Raw genomic sequence first — 16413 nt, forward strand, 5'->3', positions numbered from 1 at the left:
TGCGGATCGCGGACGACCGGACGGACGGCTCCGGCATCCGCCCGCGCTCGACCGATGCGGCGCGCCACAGCTCCCACGTGAGCCGGAGTGCGGTCGCGTCGCTGCGGAGGCGGTGCCCGTCGAGGGCCGACGCGACCGCCTCGACCTGGTCGCCCGACGGCATCCGCGGCCGCGGCGCCTCGACGGCGTCGGCGGCGGCCGCGCGCAGCAGCGCGCGGAGCCGCACGGCATCCGCCCGCAGCGCCCATCCGTCGCTCCCCACGGCCCGGAACCTGCGGCAGGCGGCCGCCGCGACGGTCGCGGCGCGCGCGGGCTCGTGCGAGAGCAGCGAACGCGCGAGGTGGTACTCCGTCTCGCCGCGGGCCTGCCGCATCCGATGCGCGCCGAACACGTGCGCGACGCGCTCGAGGCTGCGCTCGGCCTCGGTGACCAGGCCTGCGTCGCGGAGCACCTGCGCCCGGTCGAGGTCGCAGATCGCGGCGTTGACCGCGGAGGCCGCGGCGAGCACCGCGTGCGCCTCGGCCATCGTGTCGAGCGCCCGCACCAGATCGCCCTCGAGCAGGGCCGCGTAGCCGGTGTTGTGCACGGCCATGGCCTTCTCGACCTCGTTGCCGGTCGCCGCGTAGTCGCGCGCGGCGAGCTCGAGGTCCGCGCGACCGGCGGCGAGGCGCCCGGCCTGCAGGTGCGCGACGCTGCGGTTGAGGAGCATCGGCGCACGGTGCTCGGCCTCGTCGCCGATCCCGGCGATCCCCCGGCCGAGCAGCTCGACGGCGCGGTCCAGCTCGCCGCGCTCCAGGGCGAGCAGTCCCAGCTGGCCGTGCAGCATCGCGGTCGTCCGCACCGACAGGCCGGGCAGCGCGAGCGCCTCGCGGCAGAGCCGCTCGGCCTGCCGCGGGTCGCCCTGCCGGATCGTGACCGCGGCGAGCGACCCGGCGATCCGCGCGCGCAGGTCCGGATCGCGGGTCCGCTCCGCCGCCAGACCGAGCGTGCGCCGCGCCGCCGCGTTGCGGCCCGCGTTGAGATGGGCGCGCCCGCGTCGGTACAGCTCGGCGGCCGACAGCGTCACACCCTCAGCATGCCGCGTTCAGCGGCTCATGCGATACGGGAGCCGTCCTCTCCGTCGATGCCGGCCACGGCGTCGCGCACGATGGCGGCGATCCCGCTCGCCTTCCCGGTCGCCGTGGCGGTCTTCGCGTCGGCCACGATCTGCGCCGCGATCCTGCCGGCGACCAGCGGCGCGGCGAACGACGTGCCGCTCCAGACCGCGAAGCCGTCCTGGAAGTCGTCGATGTCGAGCGTCTCGCGCCGGCGCTCGTAGCCGTCGTCGCGGAGGTCGCCCTGCACGCCGCCCTCGAACCGCGGCATGGTCGAGAGCACCGACACGCCGCGCGCGAACGTGGGCACCCAGGGCCCCACGTTCGAGAACAGCGCGACCGAGCCGCCGGACGGATTGAGCGCTCCCACCACCACCTGCGGCGCGAGGCCCTTCTCGTCCTCCGGCGCGACGGCGCACTCGTCGCCCTTCCACGCGTACAGCGCCGCCGGCGACGACGGTCGGTCGGTGGCGTCGTTGCCCGCCGAGCACACGACCACGCATCCCTTCGCCCGGGCGCGGGAGAGCAGCTCGTAGAGCTCGCCGTCGATCGTGGACGACCCCTCCGACTCGTGGTAGTAGCCGAACGACAGGTTCATCACGTCGATCCGCGTGCCGCCCTCCAGGAGCGCCACGACCTGTCCGAGCGCGGCCAGGAGCTCGTTCTCGAGGATCACGCCCTGGCCGTCCGAGACGCGCACGGGGAGGATGCGGGCGTCCGGGCAGGCCTGCAGCACGATGCCGGCGATGAACGTGCCGTGACCGGCCGCCGGATCGAGCACGCCGTTGAGGGGATCGCCCAGTGCGGGATGGGTCTCCGGGTCGGATGCCGGGTCGTCGATCCCGATCGTCCCGCCGAGCTCTCCCGCCGACACGAGCACGTCGCCGCCGAACCACGGATGGATGCCGCATCCGGTGTCGAGCACGGCGACCACGGGCCGTGGCGCCTTCGCGCCGGAGCGGACCGGACCCGGACCGGTGTAGGCGACCGGCTGGCGGCCGCCGAAGCCGGGGAACGCATAGCCGCTCATGCCGCCGGTGTTGCCCGTGAACGGGTTGCCGGTGAACGGATTGCCCGTGAAGGGGTTGCCCGTGAACGGGTTGCCGGTGAAGGGGTTGCCGGTGAACGGGCCGATCGACAGCACGTGGTTGAGGGCGACGCCCTTCATGCCCTTGCGGCGCGCCGCGCGCAGCAGCTGCCACGCGTCCGGCCGTCGGACGGGACTGCCCGCCTCCGCGTCCGGGGCGAGCCGGATCCGCGCGCGGATCGTGCGGGCGACGCCGGGAAGGCTCTCGCCCGGGCGCCGGCGGTCGGTGCCCGGTCGTCGCGGCGGCTCCGCCAGCGGCTCCTCCGTCACCGTCCAGCCGGCCGCCGCGGCGAGCGCGTCGAGCGCCTGCACCGTGACGGTCCCGTCGTCCTCCGCGCCGGGCCGCACGAGCAGCACGTCGGGCTCGTACACGGTCGAGTGGACCTCGCGCTCGCCCGCGGGCTGCAGCGCGGGGTCGAGCACGACGCCGCGTCGGCGCGCGAGGGCCTCGCGATCGCGCCAGGTCCATCGGGGGGCGCCGGGGGTCGAGCCCTCGCGCCCGCTGTCGTCGGTGAGTCGCGCCATGTCAGTTCCTCTCTCGATGTCCTGCTACGAGGATGCCCGAGTCGACGGCATCCGTCATCGGTCGTGTCATGCCTCGAACCGCGGCGTGCGGACCTCGCGCACCTCCCCGTCGGCACCGCGCACGAGCAGGCTGATGCGCGAGACGCCGTGCGGGACGCGCGCGAACGCGAACCGTCCGTGCGGGCCGAGCGCCGCGCGCCATTCCCGCTCGCCCTGCACGAGGCGCACCTCGAGGGCCGCGGCATCCACCCACCCGTCGACGCGGCGCGCCCCGCGCTCGGTCTCGGTGACGTACACGAGCACGTTCGTCGTGCCGTCGCTGAACTGCAGCGTGGCCGTGTCGGCGTCGCCGCGCACCGGGCACGACCAGGACTCCTCGACGACCGCGAGCAGCGCGTACGTCGGCGTGCGCATCGTGTCCACACCGGTGAGGAGCACGCGACCGCGCATCTGATACGCGCCCCGGCGGGTCCGTCCGGCGGATCCGTGCGGAACGGCCGCCGCGGCGGATCAGAAGGGCAGCAGCGGGTCGACCGCGATCGCCACGAACAGCAGCGTCAGGTACGTGATCGAGGCATGGAACACGCGCATCGGCCGTGCCTGCTCGCCGCGCACGGCACGACTGTACAGGCGGTGCGACTCGTAGATGAACCACCCGCCGAACACGAGCGACGACACGGTGTAGACCAGGCCCATGCCGGCGACCGGGATCAGCAGCAGCGAGCACGCGACCGTGGCCCACGCGTACAGGATCACCTGCAGGCCCACCTGCTGGCCGCTGCGGGTCGCGCCGAGCATCGGCACGTCCACCTCGTCGTACTGGTCGCGGTACTTCATCGACAGCGGCCAGTAGTGCGGCGGCGTCCACAGGAACACGAGCACGAAGAGGATGAACGGCGACCACGCGAGCGAGCCGGTCACCGCCGACCAGCCGATGAGCACGGGGAAGCAGCCGGCGATCCCGCCCCACACGATGTTCTGCTCGGTGCGGCGCTTGAGGATCATCGTGTAGATCACGACGTAGAAGAAGATCGCGCTCACCGACAGCGCCGCGGCGAGCCAGTTCGTGGTCAGCCAGAGCCAGACGGTGGATGCCGCGGCCAGCACCCACGCGAAGACCAGCGCGCCGTGCGGCGAGACCTCGCCGGTGACGATGGGCCGGTTCTCGGTGCGCGCCATGTGCGCGTCGATGTCGCGGTCGAGGTACATGTTGAACGCGGCGGCCGAGCCCGCGCTCATCGAGCCGCCGATGACGGTCGCCAGCACCAGCCACAGGTTCGGGAAGCCGCCCTGGGCGAGGATCATGACCGGCACGGTCGTGACCAGGAGCAGCTCCAGCACGCGCGGCTTGGTCAGGACGACGTAGGCGCGCACGGTGCGGCCGAACGATCGATCCGCCGTCGCCGGGACGACCGGGTCGCGGTCGTCGGAGCGCAGGGCCCCGGATCCGCGCGTCGTCGTGAAGTCCATCGCCCCCGCCGCTGTCTCTCAGGTCGCTCACAGTCTAGCCCTAGATCGCCCCACGTCCTCGGCCGGGCGCTCCCTCGCCGCACCGCATCCGGGCTTCCCGCTCCGCATCGCGTCGCTGCGCCGGCCGGACGGTCCGCGACCCGCGCCCCGCGGCCGATCGGCGTGTGACAGACCGCGAGGGGAACGCGCTCGCGAGCGACCCCTTCGCTATGCTGAAACACACATGCGCGTCCGCGCGCCGTTCCGCACCCTCATCCCCCCGAGTGCTCGCGACCCGGCCCGCCCGCGGGCGTTCTCCCTGAGGAAAGGCGACCAGGTGTCAGAGCTGTTGTGGGAAGAAATCGACCGTCGCGCGGTGGACACCGCCCGGGTGCTCGCGGCGGACGCCGTGGAGAAGGTCGGCAACGGCCACCCCGGCACCGCGATGAGCCTGGCCCCCGCGGCCTACCTCCTCTATCAGCGGGTCATGCGGCACGATCCCACCGACACCGACTGGCTCGGCCGTGACCGCTTCATCCTGTCGGCCGGGCACTCCTCCCTCACGCAGTACGTGCAGCTGTACCTCGGCGGCTTCGGCCTCGAGCTCGACGACCTGAAGTCGCTGCGCACGTGGGGCTCGCTCACGCCGGGCCATCCGGAGTACGGGCACACGCGCGGCGTGGAGATCACCACCGGCCCGCTCGGCCAGGGCCTCTCCTCCGCGGTCGGCTTCGCCTACGCCGCCCGCTACGAGCGGGGCCTCTTCGACCCGGACGCCGCCGCCGGGACGAGCCCGTTCGACCACTTCGTCTACGTCGTCGCCGGCGACGGCGACCTGCAGGAGGGCGTCACCAGCGAGGCGTCGAGCCTCGCCGGCCACCAGCAGCTCGGCAACCTCATCGCCATCTACGACTCGAACCAGATCTCGATCGAGGACGACACCAACGTCTCGTTCACCGAGGACGTCGCCAAGCGCTACGAGGCGTACGGCTGGCACGTGCAGACGGTCGACTGGAAGAAGACCGGCCAGTACGTCGAGGACGTCGCCGCCCTGAACGACGCGATCGAGGCCGCCAAGGGCGAGACCGACAAGCCGTCGCTCATCGTCCTGAAGACCATCATCGGCTGGCCCTCGCCCGGCAAGCAGAACAGCGGCAAGATCCACGGCTCCGCTCTCGGCGCCGACGAGCTGGCCGCGACCAAGGAGGTGCTCGGGTTCGACCCCGGTCAGACCTTCGTGGTCGCCGACGACGTCATCGCGCACACGCGCGCTCTGAAGGACCGCGCCGCCGAGGCGCGTGCCGCGTGGCAGGAGTCCTTCGACGCGTGGGCCGCGGCCAACCCCGAGCGCAAGGCGCTCCTCGACCGCGTCGAGGCGCACGAGCTGCCCGACGACATCTCGGTGCCGTCGTTCCCCGCCGGCAAGGACGTCTCCACGCGCGCCGCGTCGGGCACCGTCATCAACGCGCTCGCGACGCAGCTCCCCGAGCTGTGGGGCGGCTCGGCCGACCTCGCCGAGTCGAACCTCACCACGATCAAGGACGCGAAGTCCTTCATCCCCGCCCAGTGGTCCACCCACGAGTGGTCGGGCTCCCCGTACGGGCGCGTGCTGCACTTCGGCATCCGCGAGCACGCGATGGGCGCGATCGTCAACGGCATCGTCCTGCACGGCCCCACCCGCGCCTTCGGCGGCACGTTCCTGATCTTCAGCGACTACATGCGCCCCGCGGTGCGTCTGGCCGCGCTCATGGACATCCCGTCGATCTTCGTGTGGACGCACGACTCGGTCGCCCTCGGCGAGGACGGCCCGACCCACCAGCCCATCGAGCAGCTCGCGTCGCTGCGGCTCATCCCGAACCTCGCCGTCGTCCGCCCCGCGGACGCCAACGAGACGTCGGCCGCGTGGCTCGAGATCGTCCGGCGCCACGGCGGCCCGGTCGGCATCGCCCTGACCCGCCAGAACATCCCGGTGTTCGAGCGGGGCGAGGGCGCGGCATCCGGTGACGTCTTCGCATCGACCGACGGCGTCGCCAAGGGCGCCTACGTCCTCGCCGAGGCCCCCGGGGGCACGCCCGACGTGATCCTCATCGCGACCGGCTCCGAGGTGCAGCTGGCGGTCTCGGCCCGCGAGACCCTGGCCGCCGAGGGCGTCAACGCCCGCGTCGTCTCGGCTCCCTCGCTCGAGTGGTTCGCCGAGCAGGACGCCGAGTACCGCGAGAGCGTGCTGCCGGCGTCCGTCACCGCGCGCGTGTCGGTCGAGGCCGGCGCCACGGGCCTGTGGCGCGGCATCGTCGGCGACAAGGGCCGCACCGTCGGCATCGACCACTTCGGCGCGTCCGCCGACTACAAGACCCTGTTCCAGAAGTTCGGCATCACCGCCGACGCGGTCGTCGAGGCGGCCCGCGCGAGCGTCAAGGAGAACAACGCATGAGCACCCCCACCGCAGACCTGTCCGCCGCCGGCGTCAGCATCTGGCTCGACGACCTGTCCCGTCAGCGCATCTCGTCCGGCAACCTGCAGGACCTCATCGACACGCGCGACGTCGTGGGTGTGACGACGAACCCGACGATCTTCCAGGGTGCGATCTCGGCCGGCATCGGCTACGAGGACGCGGTCGCCGCGCAGGCCGCGGCCGGCGCCTCGGCCGACGAGGCGATCTTCGCCCTGACGACGACGGACGTGCGCGACGCGTGCGACATCTTCCGTCCGGTCTTCGACGCGACCGACGGCCAGGACGGCCGCGTGTCGATCGAGGTCTCGCCCGACCTCGCGCACGACACCGAGGCGACCGTGGCGCAGGCCGAGGAGCTGTGGGCCGTCGTCGACCGCCCCAACGCCCTGATCAAGATCCCCGCGACCAAGGCGGGCCTCCCGGCCATCACCGCAGCCCTCGCGGCGGGCATCTCGGTCAACGTGACGCTCATCTTCAGCCTGGAGCGCTACGCCGAGGTCATCGACGCCTACCTCGCGGGCGTCGAGCAGGCCCAGGCGAACGGGCACGACATCTCGAAGCTGCGCTCGGTGGCCTCGTTCTTCGTGTCGCGCGTCGACACCGAGGTCGACAAGCGCCTGAACGCGATCGGCACCGACGAGGCGACCGAGCTGAAGAGCCTCGCCGGCGTCGCCAACGCGCGCCTGGCGTACGAGCTGTTCGAGCGCGAGTTCGCCTCCGACCGCGCGAAGGCGCTGACGGATGCCGGTGCGCACGTGCAGCGCCCGCTGTGGGCCTCGACGGGCGTCAAGGACCCGGCGCTGCCCGACACCCTGTACGTGACCGAGCTCGTCGCCCCCGGCACCGTGAACACGATGCCGGAGAAGACCCTCGAGGCGACCTTCGACCACGGCGTCGTCACCGGCGACACCATCGCCGGCACCTACGCGGGCGCCCACGACGTGTTCGACCGCCTCGCGGCCGTCGGCGTCGACTTCGCCGACGTCACGCAGGTGCTCGAGGACGAGGGCGTCGAGAAGTTCATCGCCTCCTGGCACGACCTGCAGGACACCGTCGCGACCGCGCTGAAGGACGCCGCCGAGGTCACGCGTTGAGCTTCGAGATCCACGTCTCGGGGCACGTCGAGGAGGTCGTCCGCGCCGCGTTGCCGGCGCTGGTCGACAGCCTCGTCGCGAGCGGGATCACCGCCGGCGACGCCGACCTGTGGGGTGCGGCGGCGGAGGACGAGGCATCCCGCCGACTGGGCTGGGTGCAGGCCGTGACCGTGTCGCGGCCGCTCGTGGCCGAGATCGCGGCGCTGCGCGCGGAGCTCGTCACGCACGGGATCACGCGCATCGTGCTGGCCGGCATGGGCGGCTCGTCGCTCGCCCCCGAGGTGATCGCGCAGACCTCCGGGGTGCCGCTCACGATCGTGGACTCGACCGCGCCGGGCGAGGTGCTCGCCGCGATCGACGGCGACGCCGAGACCGGCGGCCTCGCCGAGACGGTGCTCGTGGTGTCGTCGAAGTCCGGCTCGACCGTCGAGACCGACTCCGCCCGCCGTGCGTTCGAGGCGGCGTGGAGCGATCTCGGGATCGACCCGGCGGGGCGCATCGTCGTGGTCACCGATCCCGGCTCGCCGCTGGACGTCGCGGCGCGCGAGGCCGGCTATCGCGTGTTCAACGCCGATCCCACCGTCGGCGGGCGCTACTCGGCGCTCACCGCCTTCGGCCTGGTGCCCGCGGGCCTCGCCGGCGCCGACATCGGGGAGCTCCTCGACGAGGCCGAGGCGACCCTGCTCGAGGTCGCGATCGACAGCCCGCTCAACCCGGCGCTCGTGCTCGCCGCGGCGATCGCGGGCGGGACGCGCGACAAGGTCGGCCTCGTGTCCGACGGCACGCACATCGTCGGCCTCCCGGACTGGATCGAGCAGTTGGTCGCCGAGTCGACCGGCAAGGACGGCATCGGCATCCTGCCCGTCGTCCTGCTGCCCGTCTCGCCCGAGGTCGACGACACCCCGTCCGACCTGCAGATCGTCCGCATCGTCGATGACGCGGTCCACTTCCAGGTGATCGAGCAGTACCCCGACGAGGTGCTCATCAGCGGCTCGCTCGGCGCGCAGTTCGTCGTGTGGGAGTACGCGACGGCGATCGCGGGGCGGATGCTCGGCATCAACCCGTTCGACCAGCCCGACGTCGAGGCCGCCAAGGCCGCCGCACGCGGCCTCCTCGAGACCCTTCCCGAGGCCGCCGCGCCCGCGTTCGTCGAGGGCGGCATCGAGGTGCGCGGCTCCGACCCCGCGCTCACCGCGAGCGGCACGCTCGCCGGCACGCTCCGCGCCCTGTGGCGCAGCGCGCCCGCGAACGGGTACGTGAGCATCCAGGCCTACGTCGACCGCACCGAGCTGTCGACGCTCTCCGGCCTGCGCGAGCTCGTCGCGGCCGAGTCCGGGCGCCCCACGACCTTCGGCTGGGGGCCGCGATTCCTGCACTCCACCGGGCAGTACCACAAGGGCGGGCCGGCGAACGGGGTCTTCCTGCAGCTGCGCCAGAGCACCGACGTGGATCTGGAGATCCCCGGCCGGCCGTTCACCTTCGGACAGCTGATCGACGCGCAGGCCGAGGGCGACGCCACGGTGCTCGTCGTACACGGCCGCCCCGTCGTGACCCTCACCCTGACCGACCCGCAGAGCGATGTCCTGGCCCTGTACGAGGCCGTCCAAGAGGAGCAAAGACCCACCGATGACCGTTGACATCTCCCGCGGCCGCAACCCCCTGCGCGACCCGGAGGACCGGCGCCTCCAGCGGATCGCGGGCCCCAGCGCCCTCGTGATCTTCGGAGTGACCGGCGACCTCTCGCGCAAGAAGCTGCTGCCGGCCGTGTACGACCTCGCCAACCGCGGCCTCCTGCCGCCCGGCTTCGCCCTGGTCGGCTTCGCCCGCCGCGAATGGGACAACGCCGACTTCGCGCAGGTCGTCCACGACGCCGTCAAGGAGCACGCGCGCACGCCGTTCCGCGAGGAGACCTGGAACCAGCTGCTCCAGGGCATCCGGTTCGTCTCCGGCGAGTTCCACGACCCCGAGGCGTTCCGGCGCCTGCGCCAGACCGTCCACGACCTCGACACGCAGCGCGGCACCATGGGCAACCACGCGTTCTACCTGTCGATCCCGCCGCGCGACTTCCCCATCGTCGCCCGTCAGCTGAAGGACTCCGGCCTCGTCGACGCCGAGACCGAGAACGGCAGCTGGCGGCGCGTGGTCATCGAGAAGCCGTTCGGCAGCGACCTGCAGACGGCGCGCGAGCTCAACGCCGCGCTCGAGGTGGCGTTCCCCGCCGACTCGATCTTCCGCATCGACCACTACCTCGGCAAGGAGACGGTGCAGAACATCCTGGCGCTGCGCTTCGCGAACGCCCTGTTCGAGCCGCTGTGGAACGCGAACTACGTCGACCACGTGCAGATCACGATGGCCGAGGACATCGGCGTCGGCGGCCGCGCCGGCTACTACGACGGCATCGGCGCGGCGCGCGACGTCATCCAGAACCACCTGCTGCAGCTGCTCGCGCTGACGGCCATGGAGGAGCCCATCTCGCTCGACGCCAAGGACCTCCGCGCCGAGAAGGAGAAGGTCCTCGCGGCCGTGCGACTGCCCGCCGACCTGTCCACCGCGACCGCGCGCGGACAGTACGCCGGCGGCTGGCAGGGCGGCGAGGAGGTGGCCGGCTTCCTCGACGAGGACGGCATGAACCCCGACTCCACCACCGAGACCTACGCGGCGATCAAGCTCGAGATCGCGACGCGCCGCTGGGCCGGGGTGCCGTTCTACCTGCGCACGGGCAAGCGCCTGGGCCGCCGCGTGACCGAGATCGCGGTGGTCTTCACGCACGCGCCGCAGCACCTCTTCCTGCGCAGCCAGGAGGCCGAGCACGGTCAGAACGCGCTCGTGATCCGCATCCAGCCCGACGAGGGCGTCACGATCCGGTTCGGGTCGAAGGTGCCGGGCGCGGCCACCGAGGTGCGCGACGTCACGATGGACTTCGGCTACGGCCACGCGTTCACCGAGTCGAGCCCCGAGGCCTACGAGCGCCTCATCCTCGACGTCCTGCTGGGCGATCCGCCCCTGTTCCCCCGGCACGAGGAGGTGGAGCTGTCCTGGCGCATCCTCGACCCGGTCGAGGAGTACTGGGCCGGGCTCGGCGGCCCCCTCGAGCAGTACTCCCCCGGCTCCTGGGGCCCGTCGTCCGCCGACGAGCTCCTCGCCCGCGACGGACGTGTCTGGAGGCGCCCGTGATCGTCGACCTTCCCGACACCACCGTGTCGAAGATCGCCCGCTCGCTCGTGAAGGTGCGCGAGGACGGCGGCGCCGTCGCGCTCGGCCGCGTGCTGACGCTCGTCATCCCGACGTCGCACGGACTCGAGGAGGACGCCATCGAGGCGGCCAACGACGCCTCGCGCGAGCATCCGATGCGCGTGATCGTCGTGATCGCCCACGAGGAGGGCGACTCCAAGCTCGACGCGCAGATCCGCGTCGGCGGCGACGCCGGCGCCAGCGAGGTCGTGGTGCTGCGCGCCACCGGCGCCGCCGCCAGCAACGAGGAGAGCCTCGTCACCGGCCTCCTGCTCCCCGACGCACCGGTCGTCGCCTGGTGGCCGGACCACCCGCCGGCGGTCCCGGTGGAGTCCCCGATCGGACGCATCGCGCAGCGACGCATCACGGATGCCTCGACCGCCCGCTCGCCGGAGGAGCGCCTCTCCGAGCTCGGGGCGGTGCACTCCCCCGGCGACACCGACCTCGCCTGGACGCGGCTCACGCACTGGCGCGAGCAGCTCGCCGCCGAGCTCGACCAGCCGCCGTACGAGCCGGTCACGGCCGTGGAGGTCGTCGGCAGCGGCAGCTCGCCCTCGACGGGCCTCCTCGCCGCGTGGCTGCGCCTGAAGCTCGACGTGCCGGTCGTCTGGCGGTTCGCACCGCAGGAGAAGTGGGACCACGGCATCCAGAGCGTGCGTCTCACGCGCGCCTCCGGCGACATCGTGCTGGAGCGCACGAACGAGGTCGACGCGCTCCTGCAGCAGCCGGGCCAGCCGTCGCACGAGCTCGTCCTGCCCCGGCGCACGTTGCGCGAGTGCCTCGCCGAGGAGCTGCGGCGACTCGATCCCGACGTCCTCTACGGTCGGGTGATCACAGAAGGCTGGGAGCTGCTCGGCCCCCCGCTCGTACAGGAGTGACATGTCGGAGTCTCCCTCGCAGAAGCGGGTCGTCATCGTCCCGGATCCGGTCTCGCTCGCGGCATCGGTGGCCGCGCGCTTCCTGAGACGGCTCGCCGAGGGACTCTCCGACGGTCAGGTCGTGCACGTCGTGCTCACCGGCGGGACGATCCCCACCGCGATCCTCCGCGCGGTCGGCATGCAGCCCGCGCGGACGACCGTCGACTGGTCGCGCGTGCACTTCTGGTGGGGCGCCGACCGGTTCGTGCCCCGCGACGACGACGCCCGGAACGAGAAGACGGCGCGGGCCGTGCTGCTCGACCGGCTCGACGTGCCCGCCGGGAACCTCCACACGGTGCCCTCGCCCGACGACGGCACCGACCTCGACGAGAGCGTCGAGGCGTACGCCGCCGAGCTGGCACGGTTCGGCGAGGGCGACCGGCCGTGGCCGTCGTTCGACGTGTGCCTTCTCGACGTCGCGACGGACGCGCACATCGCGGCGCTGTTCCCCGACCGCCCCGAGATCCAGGTGACCGGCCGGTCGGTCGTCGCGGTGCGCGACGCGCCGATGCCGCCCGCGGACCGCATCACGCTCACGCGCCCCGTGCTGAACTCGTCGCGCGAGGTGTGGCTCGTCGTGACGGGGGCCGACAAGGCGTCCGCGCTCGGCCTCGTGCTCGCCGGCGCCAGCTACGAGGGCGTTCCCGCCGCCGGTGCCAAGGGGCGCGAGCGCACGCTGCTGTTCGTCGACCGCGCGGCGGCGGCGGACGTGCCCGCCGAGCTCATCGAGCCCGAGGACTGATCAGCTCACAGGCCGCGGCGCTCGCGCAGCTGCTGGAGGGCGTCGTCGAGGAGGGTCTCCGCCTCTTCCTCGGTGCGCCGCTCCTTGACGTACGCGAGGTGCGTCTTGTAGGGCTCGGTCTTCGCGACGGCCGGCGGGTTCTCGCGGTCGCGGCCGGCCGGGAGCCCGGAGTGCGGCGAGTCGATGACCTCGGGGATCTCGTCGGGCGAGACGACCGCCGAGAAGTACCGCACCGTCTCGTTGCCGAGCGCGTCCCAGTACGAGACGGCGATGCGCTCGGCGTGGTGCCCGTGGTCCTGCTCGCCCATGGGGCCCGCGCCGACGCGCGTGCCGCGGATCGCGTTGCCGCCGGTCGCCATCAGAGCCCCTGGAACTTCGTGATGAGGCCGAGCGCGACGATCGAGACGAACCAGGCCAGGGCGAGGACGATCGTGAACCGGTTCAGGTTGCGTTCGGCGAGGCCGGACGACCCGAGCGCCGAGGTCATGCCGCCGCCGAACATGTCGGACAGGCCGCCGCCGCGCCCCTTGTGGAGCAGGATGAGGAGGGTCAGCAGGAGGCTGGTGATGCCCAGCAGCACCTGCAGCACGAACTCGAGGATCTGCACAGTCGTTGAAGCCTTTCGCTGCGATCCAGCGGACCGCACAAACGTCGAGTATACCCGGCGGGACGACGACCCTCGGGATCGTCGCCCCGCCGGAGGGTCAGACCCCGACGTGCTTCTGGTATCGGATGATGGCCGCGAACTCGTCGGCGAGCAGGCTCGCGCCGCCCACGAGGGCGCCGTCGACGTCGGGCTCGCGCATGTAGGTCGCGATGTTGCCGGACTTCACCGAGCCGCCGTAGAGGATGCGCGTGCGCTCGGCCGCCTCGGCGCCGAGCTCGTCGGCGATCACGGCGCGCAGAGCCGCGCACACGTCCTGCGCCTGCTCCGGGGTCGCCACCTTGCCGGTGCCGATCGCCCAGACCGGCTCGTAGGCCACCACGATGTCGGCGTCGGCGGGCACGTCCTGCAGAGCGGCCTTCAGCTGCCCCACGGGGACGGCCGACGCGCCGAACTCCTCCAGCTGTTCCAGCGTCTCGCCCACGCAGATGACCGGCACGAGGCCGTGCTTGAGCGCCGCCTGCACCTTCGCCGCGATCACGTCGTCGGTCTCGTCGTGGTACTCGCGCCGCTCGGAGTGGCCGATGATCACGTACGTGGCGCCCAGCTTCTTCAGGAACGCGCCGGAGACCTCGCCCGTGTAGGCGCCCGAGTCGTGCGTCGACAGGTCCTGCGCGCCGAGCGCGAAGGCGATCTTGTCGGCGTCGAGGAGCGTCTGCACGCTGCGCAGGTCGGTGAACGGCGGGAAGACCGCCACCTCCACCGAGCCGCTCTCGTGCCCGGCGTCCTTGAGCGTCCAGTCCAGCTTCTGCACCAGCGCGACCGCCTGCAGGTGGTCGAGGTTCATCTTCCAGTTGCCCGCGATGAGCGGGGTGCGTGCCGCTACTGCGACCATCCGAGGACCTCCAGTCCGGGGAGCTTCTTGCCTTCCAGGAATTCCAGGCTGGCGCCGCCGCCGGTCGAGATGTGACCGAACTCGTCGTCGGCGAAGCCGAGCTGGCGCACGGCCGCGGCCGAGTCGCCGCCGCCGACCACCGAGAGGCCATCGACGTCGGTGAGCGCCTGCGCGACCGCCTTGGTGCCGGCGGCGAACGGTGCCAGCTCGAACACGCCCATCGGGCCGTTCCAGAACACCGTGCGCGACGAGCGGATCACGTCGGCGAACGTCTCGGCCGTGCGCGGGCCGATGTCGAGACCGATGCCGTCGGCGCCGAACTCGGTGTCCTCCAGCTGTGCGGCACCGGCGACCACGTGCTCGGCGTCCTCGCTGAACGATGCCGCCATGACGGCGTCGACGGGCAGCACGAGCTGCACGCCGCGCTCGGCGGCCTCGCGGACGTAGCCCTTCACGGTCTCGATCTGATCGGCCTCGAGAAGGCTCTTGCCGATCTTGTGGCCGTCGGCCGCGAGGAACGTGAACATCATGCCGCCGCCGACGAGCAGCTTGTCGACGCGCGGCAGCAGGTGCTCGATGACGCCCAGCTTGTCGCTGACCTTCGAGCCGCCCAGCACGACCGCGTACGGCCGCTCGGGGTTCTCGGTGAGGCGGTCGAGGACGTCGACCTCCTTCTCGATCAGCAGGCCCGCCGCCGACGGGACGAGCTCGGCGAGGTCGTAGACCGACGCCTGCTTGCGGTGCACGACGCCGAAGCCGTCCGACACCAGCACGTCGCCCAGGCCCGCGAGCTCGCGGGCGAACGCCTGGCGCTCGCCCTCGTCCTTCGCGGTCTCGCCCGGGTTGAACCGCAGGTTCTCGACGACGGCGATCTCGCCGTCGCCGAGGGCGGCCACGGTCTCCTGGGCCGAGGGGCCCACGGTGTCGGTCGCGAACGCGACCGGCTTGCCGAGCAGCTCGGAGAGCCGCTCGGCGACCGGGGCCAGGCTGTACTTCGGGTTGGGCGCGCCGTCGGGTCGACCGAGGTGCGAGCACGCGACCACGCGTGCGCCCTGCTCGAGCAGACGGGTCAGGGTGGGAAGCGCCGCGCGCACGCGGCCATCGTCCGTGATGACGCCGTCCTTGAGGGGGACGTTGAAGTCACAACGGACGATGACGCGCGTGCCTGCGAGCGGACCCAGCGAATCGAGGGTGCGCAGAGCCATGGTCGGTCTGATCAGAGCTTCTCGGCGACGTACTCGGTCAGGTCGACGAGGCGGTTCGAGTAGCCCCACTCGTTGTCGTACCACGACGAGACCTTGACGAGGTTGCCGCTGACGTTGGTCAGGCCGGCGTCGAAGATCGACGAGTAGGGGTTCTGCACGATGTCGCTGGAGACGATCGGGTCCTCGGTGTACTGCAGGATGCCGTTGAGGCGGCCCTCGGCGGCCGCGGCCTTGTACGCCTCGTTGATCTGCTCGACGGTCAGGCCGTCGGTGGGCGTGACGATCGTGAGGTCGACGATCGACCCGGTGGGGACCGGCACGCGGTACGACGAGCCGCTCAGCTTGCCGTTGAGCTCGGGCAGCACGAGGCCGATGGCCTTGGCGGCGCCGGTCGAGGCGGGCACGATGTTGAGGGCGGCGCCGCGCGCGCGACGCAGGTCGCTGTGCGGGCCGTCCTGGAGGTTCTGGTCGGCGGTGTACGCGTGCGTGGTCATCATGAAGCCGCGCTCGATGCCGAACGCGTCGTTGAACACCTTGGCCAGCGGGGCGAGGCAGTTCGTGGTGCAGGACGCGTTGGAGATGATGACGTCGGTCTCGGGGTTGTAGATCTCCTCGTTGACGCCCATCACGATGGTGGCGTCGTCGCCGCTGGCGGGTGCCGAGATCAGGACCTTCTTCGCGCCGCCCTCGATGTGCTTGCGGGCGTCCGCCGCCTTCGTGAAGCGGCCGGTCGACTCGATGACGATGTCGACGCCCAGCTCGCCCCAGGGGAGGTTCGCGGGGTCGCGCTCCTCGAACACGCGGATGCGCTTGCCGCCGACCGTGATCGAGTCCGCATCGTACGAGACGTCCTCGGCCAGGACCCGGCCGACCGAGTCGTACTTGAGCAGGTGGGCCAACGTCTTGTTGTCGGTGAGGTCGTTCACCGCGACGATGTCGAGGTCTGCGCCCTGCTCCAGGGCCGCGCGAAGGTAGTTACGTCCGATGCGGCCGAAGCCGTTGATGCCGATCTTGACAGACACAATGTCTCCTGTTTCCTGCCGCGTACATGCCACCGGATTCGGCGCACCAACGCGATCCACTGAACAGCGGAGAATGCCCCGGCCGCACTCTCAAGG

The 16413-nt window shown here is 72.1% G+C and carries 14 protein-coding genes and 1 pseudogene; 6 read left to right on the forward strand and 9 right to left on the reverse strand.

Annotation, left to right across the window (positions count from 1 at the left end; genetic code table 11):
• The 4 genes and pseudogenes from WML84_RS01310 to WML84_RS01325 form a co-directional block, all read right to left on the reverse strand.
• Positions 1–1066, reverse strand: a pseudogene (locus WML84_RS01310) (hypothetical protein); the annotation flags it as partial.
• 26 nt (positions 1067–1092) lie between these two features.
• The gene (locus tag WML84_RS01315; RefSeq protein ID WP_347344355.1) at positions 1093–2706 is read right to left on the reverse strand and encodes a S8/S53 family peptidase; all 1614 of its coding nucleotides are present in this window, start codon (positions 2704–2706) and stop codon (positions 1093–1095) included.
• 66 nt (positions 2707–2772) lie between these two features.
• Positions 2773–3144, reverse strand: coding sequence for a hypothetical protein (locus WML84_RS01320; RefSeq protein WP_347344356.1), 372 nt, complete (start codon positions 3142–3144; stop codon positions 2773–2775).
• A 72-nt stretch (positions 3145–3216) separates the two neighbouring features.
• A complete protein-coding gene (locus WML84_RS01325; RefSeq protein WP_347344357.1) occupies positions 3217–4176 on the reverse strand; it encodes a heme o synthase in 960 nt (319 codons plus the stop codon).
• A 316-nt stretch (positions 4177–4492) separates the two neighbouring features.
• On the opposite strand from WML84_RS01325, the gene tkt reads away from it, so the two are divergent.
• The 6 genes from tkt to pgl are packed head-to-tail and all read left to right on the forward strand — an operon-like array spanning position 4493 to position 12591.
• Complete coding sequence (tkt, locus tag WML84_RS01330) at positions 4493–6586, forward strand: transketolase (RefSeq protein WP_347344358.1); 2094 nt, start codon at positions 4493–4495, stop codon at positions 6584–6586.
• Positions 6583–7701, forward strand: coding sequence for a transaldolase (tal, locus tag WML84_RS01335; RefSeq protein ID WP_347344359.1), 1119 nt, complete (start codon positions 6583–6585; stop codon positions 7699–7701). The genes tkt and tal overlap by 4 nt, the downstream gene beginning before the upstream one ends.
• Positions 7698–9338, forward strand: coding sequence for a glucose-6-phosphate isomerase (locus tag WML84_RS01340; protein WP_347344360.1), 1641 nt, complete (start codon positions 7698–7700; stop codon positions 9336–9338). Before tal ends, WML84_RS01340 begins: the two co-directional genes overlap by 4 nt.
• Positions 9328–10875, forward strand: a complete 1548-nt coding sequence (zwf, locus tag WML84_RS01345; RefSeq protein ID WP_347344361.1) for a glucose-6-phosphate dehydrogenase — start codon at positions 9328–9330, stop codon at positions 10873–10875. Before WML84_RS01340 ends, zwf begins: the two co-directional genes overlap by 11 nt.
• Entirely contained in the window at positions 10872–11810 is a 939-nt protein-coding gene (locus tag WML84_RS01350) for a glucose-6-phosphate dehydrogenase assembly protein OpcA (RefSeq protein ID WP_347344362.1), read from the forward strand. Before zwf ends, WML84_RS01350 begins: the two co-directional genes overlap by 4 nt.
• A 1-nt stretch (position 11811) precedes the next feature.
• Positions 11812–12591, forward strand: a complete 780-nt coding sequence (gene pgl, locus WML84_RS01355; protein WP_347344363.1) for a 6-phosphogluconolactonase — start codon at positions 11812–11814, stop codon at positions 12589–12591.
• 5 nt (positions 12592–12596) lie between these two features.
• On the opposite strand, the gene WML84_RS01360 is transcribed toward pgl, so the two are convergent.
• The 5 genes from WML84_RS01360 to gap all read right to left on the reverse strand — a co-directional run bounded on the left by WML84_RS01360 (position 12597) and on the right by gap (position 16317).
• The gene (locus WML84_RS01360; protein ID WP_347344364.1) at positions 12597–12950 is read right to left on the reverse strand and encodes an RNA polymerase-binding protein RbpA; all 354 of its coding nucleotides are present in this window, start codon (positions 12948–12950) and stop codon (positions 12597–12599) included.
• Positions 12950–13198 carry a preprotein translocase subunit SecG gene (gene secG / locus WML84_RS01365; protein ID WP_347344365.1) on the reverse strand — a complete coding sequence of 83 codons (249 nt, stop codon included), beginning with the start codon at positions 13196–13198 and terminating at the stop codon, positions 12950–12952. The genes WML84_RS01360 and secG overlap by 1 nt, the downstream gene beginning before the upstream one ends.
• Before the next feature lie 97 nt (positions 13199–13295).
• On the reverse strand, positions 13296–14090 hold the full coding sequence (gene tpiA / locus WML84_RS01370; protein ID WP_347344366.1) for a triose-phosphate isomerase: 795 nt from the start codon (positions 14088–14090) through the stop codon (positions 13296–13298).
• Positions 14078–15295, reverse strand: coding sequence for a phosphoglycerate kinase (locus WML84_RS01375; RefSeq protein ID WP_347344367.1), 1218 nt, complete (start codon positions 15293–15295; stop codon positions 14078–14080). Before WML84_RS01375 ends, tpiA begins: the two co-directional genes overlap by 13 nt.
• 11 nt (positions 15296–15306) lie before the next feature.
• A complete protein-coding gene (gene gap / locus WML84_RS01380) occupies positions 15307–16317 on the reverse strand; it encodes a type I glyceraldehyde-3-phosphate dehydrogenase (RefSeq protein WP_347344368.1) in 1011 nt (336 codons plus the stop codon).
• Positions 16318–16413 lie beyond the last annotated feature (96 nt).

Source organism: Microbacterium sp. (assembly GCF_039812165.1).
Lineage (GTDB): Bacteria > Actinomycetota > Actinomycetes > Actinomycetales > Microbacteriaceae > Microbacterium.